Genomic DNA, 398 nt, shown 5'->3' on the forward strand with positions numbered 1-398 from the left:
ATTTAAGGTCACTTTTGACTTGCAAAAGGCAGGGACCAATTTAGAAGTCGTTGTAACTGATAGTGCTGGAAATGTAAGTGAAACTACTACAGTAGTTGTGAAAGACATAACCTCGCCTGCAAAGCCTGGAGTAAATGAAGTAACTGATAAGGATACAGCTGTTACTGGTCAAGTAGAAGCTGGATCAAAAGTAGAAGTGAAAGTAAATGGTTCGGTGATTGGTACCGGAACTGCCGGGGAAGATGGTCAATATAAAATGACCATTGATGTGCAAAAGGCAGGGACTGAGTTGGTCATCGTAGCTACGGATAAGGCTGGGAATGTAAGTGAAATAACCACAGTAGTGGTAAGAGATGCAACAGCGCCAGGACTACCAGAGGTAAATGAAGTAACCGATA

The 398-nt window shown here is 42.5% G+C and carries 1 protein-coding gene; it reads left to right on the plus strand.

All coding sequences use genetic code 11. From position 1 onward, the window contains the following. Window positions 1-398: Ig-like domain-containing protein (locus V7121_RS22640; RefSeq protein ID WP_335547962.1), on the plus strand; the 398-nt coding region annotated here is incomplete at both ends.

The sequence above is a fragment of the Neobacillus drentensis genome, from assembly GCF_036962125.1.
Taxonomy (GTDB): domain Bacteria; phylum Bacillota; class Bacilli; order Bacillales; family Cytobacillaceae; genus Neobacillus; species Neobacillus drentensis_B.